We start from the raw sequence: 249 nt of genomic DNA, 5'->3' as shown, positions 1-249 counted from the left end.
CCCATGCGCGTCGATCGGCCGACGGCGAAGCCCGGCGCTATCGTTCGAACCATGAGCGGCAGTGCCGGCACGGCGGTGGAACTCGAGGTCGGGGATCACACGGTGCGGGTCACCAACCCCGACCGGGTGTACTTCCCGGAAAGCGGCGCCACCAAGCTGGATCTGGTGCAGTACTACCTGAGCGTGGGTGACGGTATCGTCAACGCGCTGCGGGACCGGCCGTGCATGCTGCACCGATTCCCCAAGGGC

1 protein-coding gene is annotated in these 249 nt (G+C 67.5%); it reads left to right on the top strand.

Annotation, left to right across the window (positions count from 1 at the left end):
- A partial coding sequence (gene ligD / locus CUZ56_RS15340) for a non-homologous end-joining DNA ligase LigD (protein WP_455431072.1) occupies positions 1-249 on the top strand: 249 nt, incomplete at both ends.

The organism is Saezia sanguinis (assembly GCF_003991585.1).
Taxonomy (GTDB): Bacteria; Pseudomonadota; Gammaproteobacteria; order Burkholderiales; family Burkholderiaceae_C; genus Saezia; species Saezia sanguinis.
The sequence above is the reverse complement of the archived record's forward strand: the minus strand, read 5'-3'. Positions and strand labels throughout refer to the sequence as shown.